This window comes from Streptomyces sp. SID14478, from assembly GCF_010548525.1.
Classification (GTDB): domain Bacteria; phylum Actinomycetota; class Actinomycetes; order Streptomycetales; family Streptomycetaceae; genus Streptomyces.
Genome location: NZ_JAAGMG010001272.1, coordinates 1 through 7,123, shown reverse-complemented (window position 1 = coordinate 7,123; position 7,123 = coordinate 1). Strand labels below are relative to the sequence as shown.

Annotated in this window: 5 protein-coding genes and 1 pseudogene; 2 read left to right on the top strand and 4 right to left on the bottom strand. The window is 71.6% G+C overall.

What is annotated here, in order from left to right:
- A pseudogene (locus G3I40_RS40780) lies at positions 1–195 on the top strand (hypothetical protein); the annotation flags it as partial.
- A gap of 64 nt (positions 196–259) precedes the next feature.
- On the opposite strand, the gene G3I40_RS40775 reads toward G3I40_RS40780, so the two are convergent.
- Complete coding sequence (locus G3I40_RS40775) at positions 260–841, bottom strand: TetR/AcrR family transcriptional regulator (protein ID WP_164559856.1); 582 nt, start codon at positions 839–841, stop codon at positions 260–262.
- A 221-nt stretch (positions 842–1,062) separates the two neighbouring features.
- On the opposite strand from G3I40_RS40775, the gene G3I40_RS40770 reads away from it, so the two are divergent.
- Complete coding sequence (locus G3I40_RS40770) at positions 1,063–2,499, top strand: MFS transporter (RefSeq protein WP_164559857.1); 1,437 nt, start codon at positions 1,063–1,065, stop codon at positions 2,497–2,499.
- Positions 2,500–2,564: 65 nt separating this feature from the next.
- Here the strand turns inward: G3I40_RS40770 and G3I40_RS40765 are convergent, their stop codons facing one another.
- From G3I40_RS40765 to G3I40_RS40755, 3 genes are all read right to left on the bottom strand, one after another.
- Positions 2,565–3,503 (bottom strand): phospholipid scramblase-related protein, encoded by a 939-nt coding sequence (locus tag G3I40_RS40765; RefSeq protein WP_164559855.1) that lies wholly within the window; start codon positions 3,501–3,503, stop codon positions 2,565–2,567.
- 100 nt (positions 3,504–3,603) lie between these two features.
- A complete protein-coding gene (locus G3I40_RS40760) occupies positions 3,604–5,658 on the bottom strand; it encodes a phospholipase C, phosphocholine-specific (RefSeq protein ID WP_164559854.1) in 2,055 nt (684 codons plus the stop codon).
- Between the two features lie 149 nt (positions 5,659–5,807).
- A partial coding sequence (locus G3I40_RS40755) for a carboxylesterase family protein (RefSeq protein ID WP_164559853.1) occupies positions 5,808–7,123 on the bottom strand: 1,316 nt, incomplete at its 5' end.

The following is a 7,123-nucleotide window of genomic DNA, read 5'->3' as shown; positions in this document are numbered from 1 at the left end:
GGAGCGGTGCTCGCCGCGCGGGGCGTGGTCCTGCTGACCCGGGCCACGGCCCCGGCCGCGGAGCGGGCACCTGCCGAAGAGCCCTCGACCGTGCTCCCGCTCCCGTCCCCTGCCGAGGAGCCCCCGACCGTGGTGGCGCTCCCGGCCATCCCCGCCCAGCCGGAACCGGAGCCGCTCGCGCTGCGCGCCTCCTGACCGGGCCCCGCCAGGTGTCAGGTGTATTGATCACCAGCGTGGACCACGCTCGTGATCAACACAGCTAGCGGGCGGCGCGGACCGCGTCCAGGGCGAAGCCGAAGACGCGGTCGCGCTGCGCTTCGTCGACGTACGCCGCCCCGAGCACGCCGGACATCATCCGCAGCAGGTCGTCGAAGGAGATGTCCGCGCGGGCCAGGCCCGCCTCCTGGGCGCGCTCCAGCAGCGGTTCACCGGCGCCGATCATCGCGCCGCGGCAGGAGACGAAGACGTCGGACTCCCCGTCGAGCGCCTCCCTGATGGCGCGCTTGGTCACCGTGTAGTCCACGAAGCGGCGCAGCCAGGTGGCCAGCCCCTCCCACGGGTCGGCGTCCGCGAGTTCGTCCGAAAGCCGGCACAGGCCGTCGACCTCGTCGGCGTACACGGTCTCGAACAGGGCGGTGCGCGTGGGGAAGTTGCGGTACAGCGTGCCGATGCCGACCCCCGCCCGCCGGGCGATGTCCTCCAGCGAGGCCTCCGCGCCGTTCTCCGCGAACGCCTCGCGCGCGGCGTCGAGCAGCGCGTCGAAGTTGCGCCGGGCGTCGGCGCGGCGCGGGCGCTGGGCGGCGACCACGGTGCCCACGCGCTCTCGGTCGGTGGTCGTCATGCGTGCACCTCGCCTCTCCCGATGAGGTTGAACCGGAGGCACCCCTCCGCTATGGTTATCTAAGTCGAGGGATGCCTCCACTTTAGCAGGAGCACCCCGTGCCCTGTCGTACCCGGTGAACCGACGGCTCCGTACGGCAGGCCCCCGAATCCTTGCAGCCCGCGCACGTCCGCGGGCCGCCCCCTGCTGCCGTCGCCCTCCCGGAGCCCGGAAAGAAGCCGATCTTGAACCGGAACAACCGCCTCACCTTCGCGGTGCTCGCCACCGGTGCCGGCGTGTTCTCGATGATGCAGTCGCTGGTCGCGCCCGCGCTGCCCACGATCCAGCACGCCCTGCACACCTCCCAGGCCACCTCGACCTGGGTCATGACGGCGTACCTGCTGTCCGCGTCCGTCTTCACCCCGATCCTCGGCCGGGTCGGCGACCTCGTCGGCAAGAAGCGCACGATGGTCGCCGCGCTGGCCGCCCTCACCGTGGGCTGTCTGCTCGCGGCCCTCGCGCCGGACATCGGCGTCCTGATCGTCGCCCGGGTCGTCCAGGGCATCGGCGGTGCCCTCTTCCCGCTCTCGTTCGGCATCATCCGCGACGAGTTCCCCGCCCAGCGGGTCAGCCCCAGCATCAGCAACCTGTCCGCGGTGATCGCGGCGGGTGGCGGTGTCGGCATGGTCGCCGCGGGCCCCATCGTGGGCGCCCTCGACTACACGTGGCTGTTCTGGTTGCCCGCCGCGATCGTCGCGGTGACCGCCCTGATAGCCCTGCGCCACGTTCCCGAGTCGCCCCACCGCGGTACGGGACGGGTCAACTGGTCCGGCGCCGTGCTGCTGTCCGGCTGGCTCGTCGCCCTGCTGCTCCCCCTGAGCCAGGCCACGTCCTGGGGCTGGGGCTCGCTCAAGGTGGTCGGGCTGCTGGCCTCCGCCGTCGTCCTGTTCACCGCCTGGCTGTTCGCCGAGGCGCGCTCCCGCAACCCGCTCATCGACCTGCGCGTGCTGCGACTGCCCGCCGTGTGGACCACGAACACCGCCGCGCTGCTGTTCGGGGCGGGCATGTACGCGGTCTGGTCGTACCTGCCGGGCTTCGTGCAGACCCCGTCCGCGGCCGGGTACGGCTTCGGGTCGAGCGTGACCGGCGCGGGCCTTCTGATGCTGCCGATGCTCGTCGCCATGTTCCTCGCAGGCGTGCTCAGCGGGCGGCTCGAACCCGTCGTCGGCGCGAAGAAGCTGCTCACCACGGGCGCAGCGCTGGGCGCCGTGTCCTGCGCGATGCTCGCCGCGTGGCACGGGCAGCAGTGGCAGATCGCGGTCGCGGCCGGGATCTTCGGCCTCGGCATCGGTCTGGCCTTCGCCTCCATGGCGAACCTGATCGTGCAGAACGTTCCGGCCGCGCAGACCGGCGCGGCCACCGGGATGAACGCCAACATCCGCACCATCGGCGGCTCCCTCGGCGCGGCCCTGATGACAGCACTGGTCACCGACAGCCTGCAGCCCTCGGGCCTGCCCCACGAGTCCGGCTACACGCACGGGTTCGCGCTGCTGGCGCTCCTGTGCCTGGCGGCGGCGCTCGCCGCGCTGCTGGTCCCGGCCGGCCGCCGGGCCGTGGTGACCCGGGTCGCGGCGTCGCAGGAACGGGCCCCGGACCGGCGGGTGACCGCCGAGCGCTGAGCGCACGTGCAGCAGGGGGCGGACCGTGCGGTCCGCCCCCTGCGCACTCGTAGGGTCCGGTCAGGTCACCCGAAGCCGCGCGAGTCCTGCTTCAGCGCGGTGTCCACCGTCAGGGCCGTCGCGACGACGAGGCTGAGCAGCGGCTCGGGCAGCTGGAAGTGGATCTGCAGCACGTAGTTGTCCGCGGTCGTGAACATCGTCTTGGCGAGTCCCTCCCACGTCTTCGTGATGCGGGCGACTTCCTGGTCGTTGTGGTCGACGATCGCGAAGTTCCAGGCGCGCCAGTTCTCCGCCTTGATGGCGCCGACCTGCTGGCCGTTCACGTTCATCGCGAAGTTGATCTTGCCGATCATGTTCTGCTGGACGATCTCGCCGACCGGCGAACCGTCCGGGCGCTCCACGACGACCCGCGACTTCATGAACTTCGCGGGGCGCGTGAGCACCAGCTGCGGCTGGCCGTACGCGTCCCGGATCTCCAGCTTGTGCGTCATGAACTGGTCGACGCTGGAGACGAAGCGCAGCGCCTTCTTCAGGCCGCTCTGCCCGATCTCGGTGACCGAGCCGAGCAGGTTCCCGTTCTGGTCCATGACGCTGTACTCGTTGGTCAGCTCGATCAGCTTGGCCTTCTGGTTCACCACCAGGACCGGTTCGGTGAACAGCGAGCCGCCGCCCTGCGCGCCCGGCGCGACACCGGCCTGCTGCTGCACCTGACGCTGCACCCGGCCCGGGTCCGCCTGCGGCTGCCCGTACCCCGGCCCGGCGAACTGGCCCTGCGCGGGCTGCTGTTGCTGCACGGGCTGCGCCTGCACCGGCTGCGCCCGGGGCTGCTGCGCCTGCGGGGGGACCTGCCCCGCCGCGGGTGCCTGGGCCTGCGGCTGCGCCTGCTGCGGGCCCTGGTCGTGCGTGTGCTCGGTCCACTGGGAACCGTCCCACCACCGCAGCGTCTGGGGAGCCCCCTGGGGGTCCGGGTACCAACCTGCAGGGGTGTTCGATTGCGTCGTCACCGGGGCACACTATCGCGCCACCCCGGGAACACATCCAGGCCGGACGCATGTGAAGTGCGCCCCTCCGCCCCGCGACCACGGAAGCGAAGGGGCGCCTGGTTCACGCGGTCGCGATCGCCGGGTCGCTCACCCCGGTCTGCCCGTTCTCCACGTGCCCGGCCAGGCGGCGCAGATATCCGGCATTGCCCTCGAACACGACCTTCAGGTCGTACCAGCGCTTGGTGCCGCGCAGGTCGACGGTCTGCGCGGAGGTGGCCCCGGCACGCACCTTGTACGTCTGCGGCTGGCCGCCGTAGGCGTTGGTGACCGTGAAGGTGACGTCCGCGGCGGTCGGGTTCTTCAGCGTCAGCCGCAGATTGCCGGTGGCGGCGTCGTGCCGCGCGGTGACCTCCGGCTCGGCGACCTTGTTGTTGCCTTGAAAGGTGCGCAGGAAGCCGTTCGGACCGTGCACGGTGAGGTCGTAACTGCCGCCGGAGTAGGCCGAGTTCCAGCTGTCGGCGATCGACTTGGCGGCCTCGGCCGTGTACGTCCACGGGCCGTCGGTGCGCTTTTGGGAGCGCACCTGGAAGGCCGCGCCCTTCTTGTCGCCGCCGCTGAACGTCAGCTTGAACTTGCCGGTCGCGACGTCCTGCGCACCGTCGACGTAGGGCGCGTAGCCGAGCGGGCGGCTGGGCCGCGAGCCCGCCTCCTGCCGGGGCACCGCGCCCTCGGCGGGCGGCTTCGGGACGTAGCTGTCGTGCCGCTCGCGGTCCGGCGGCTCGTAGCCCGAGGTGTCGGGCAGGTCCGCCGGGTCGGTGACCTTGAGGGAGAAGTCGAACGCGGAGGTGAGGTCGCCGCAGATGGCGCGGCGCCACGGCGAGATGTTGGTCTCCTTGACCCCGAACCGGTTCTCCATGAAGCGGATGATCGAGGTGTGGTCGAAGGTCTCGGAGCACACGTAGCCGCCCGTCGACCACGGCGAGACCACGATCATCGGCACGCGCTGCCCGAGCCCGTAGGGGCCCGCGGCGCGGCTGCCGCCCGGGTAGTAGTCGAGCGTCGTGTCGACGGTGGACAGGCCCTGGTTCGCCGAGGCGGGCGCGTAGGGCGGCACGACGTGGTCGAAGTAGCCGTCGTTCTCGTCGTACGTGATGAACAGGGCCGTCTTGCTCCACACCTCGGGGTTCGCGGTGAGGGCGTCGAGGACCTGCGAGATGTACCAGGCGCCGTAGTTCGCGGGCCAGTTGGGGTGCTCGGAGAACGCCTCGGGCGCCGCGATCCAGGAGATCTTCGGCAGCTTCCCGGCCTTCACGTCGGCCTTGAGGACGTCGAAGTACCCGTCCCCCGCCTTGGCGTTCGTGCCGGTGCGGGCCTTCTCGTACAGCGCGTCACCGGGCTTGGCGTTGCGGTAACTGTTGAAGTACAGCAGCGAGTTGTCGCCGTAGTTGCCGCGGTAGGCGTCGTCGATCCAGCCCCAGCCGCCCGCCGCGTCCAGGCCGTCGCCGATGTCCTGGTAGACCTTCCAGGAGACGCCCGCCTTCTCCAGGCGCTCGGCGTACGTCGTCCAGCCGTAGCCCGCCTCCTCGTTGCCGAGGACCGGGCCGCCGCCGGTGCCGTCGTTGCCGACGCAGCCGGAGAGCATGTAGTAGCGGTTCGGGTCGGTGGCACCGATGAACGAACAGTGGTAGTCGTCACAGACGGTGAACTTGTCGGCGAGGGCGTAGTGGAACGGAATGTCCTCGCGCGTCAGGTGCGCCATCGTGCCGGTGCCCTTGGCGGCGATCCAGTTGTCGTACTTACCGCCGTTGAAGGCGCTGTGCCCGCCCGCCCAGTCGTGGTCGAGGCCCGCGATGAACTGCATGCCGAGGTCGTCGGCGTCCGGGTGGTACGGCAGCGTCTCCTTGCCTGCGCTCGACTGGTTCCACACCGGCTTGCCGCTCGGCAGGGTGACGGGGCGGGGGTCGCCGAAGCCGCGGACGCCCTTCATCGACCCGAAGTAGTGGTCGAAGGAACGGTTCTCCTGCATCAGGACGACGATGTGCTCGATGTCCTTGACGGTGCCGCTGCGGCGGGCGGCGGGGATGGCCGCGGCGCGGTCGATGGAGCCGGACAGCGCCGTGAAAGCGGCGGTGCCTCCGGCTATCTGGAGGAAGCGGCGCCGATTGAGTTCGGTCATGGGTGTGGGGGTCTCCTGTTGCTTCGGTGGTGGTCCGTCCACGAAGAGGGGCAGACCGGAGTGTTCAAGATGACCGGGGCCGAAGGAAAGGGAACGGAAGTGACAGTCGCGCAAAATGTGCGCGACCGTGACGCAAAGTAACTCGCCTGTCAGCGCACGCCGTGCCACAACTCCCGCTCCGCCGACCGCGGATCGGCCTCGGTGCGGCAGGCCCCGTCGTCGAACACCATCGTGGCCCGCTCCCCCGCCGGGTCGTACGCGGGCCAGCCCGGGTCGCCGGTCCCCGCGAAGGAGACCCATGCGCCGTGCACCGTGCGCGCCAGCTCGGCCGGGGCGTCCTTGCCCGTCATCGGCACGTAGTCGGGGTCGTCGAGCAGGTCGAAGACGAAGCCGAGCTCCAGCGCGTGGCAGGCGCCGAGCGCGCCGTCGAACTGCGGGGAGCGCCAGGCGAACTCGTACAGGTGCGTACCGGGGACGGACTCGGCGAGGCGCACGGCGGGGATGCGCCAGAACCAGTCGGTGACGATCGCGTCGAGCAGTTCACCGGGCGTCGCGCCCGGCCGCGTCGCCCGGTACCCGTCGAGATCCACGCCGTACGCTTGGGCGCCGCGCGCGACCCGCCCCTCCGAGATGGTGGCCAGCCGCCCGTTCGGCACCATGTACAGCCGGTTCTCCTCACGGTTCGAGCCGACGAGGAGGTCGACACCGAGGTCCGGCCCCGGCAGTCGCAGCTCCTCGGCGACCGGCTCGAAGACCATGCCGTTGAGCGCCGCGTCGCCCCACACCGCGGGGTCGGGCCGCCGCGCGAAGTCGCTCCGCAAGGTCTCCTGCGCCGCCATGAGCGCGGCCGGCGGCACGCCCGCGAACGCCTCGGCCGTGTGCGGGACGCCGAGCTGCGCCGCCATCCGCTCCCCGATCCGGCGCGCCGTGTCCGGCCGTACGAAGTGGTGGCAGGCGCCGCTCTGCAGCACGGCGCGGCGCAGCAGGCCCCGGGCGCGCGGATCCGCGAGCAGCTGCCCGATCGCCACGCCGCCCGCGGACTCCCCGAACACGGTGACGCGGTCCGGGTCGCCGCCGAACGCCGCGATGTTGTCGCGCACCCACTCCAGGGCGGCGATCTGGTCGAGCAGGCCCCGATTGTCGGGGGCGCCGGGCAGGTGCAGGAAACCGTCCGTGCCCAGCCGGTAGTTGACGCCGACGAACACGACCCCGTCGCGGGCGAACGTCTCGCCGCGGTAGCCGGAGGAGTTCGCGGAGCCGTTGGAGAAGCCGCCGCCGTGCAGCCACACCATGACGGGCAGCCGCGCCCCGGGGCCCGGCTCGGGGGTCCACACGTTCAGGTTGAGGCAGTCCTCGCCCGGCACCGACGTCTCGGGGATGAGCGCGTCGAAGGGCGGCGCATAGGGCACCTTGGGCGCGGTCGGCCCGTACGCCACGGCGTCGCGCACCCCGCTCCACGGCTCGG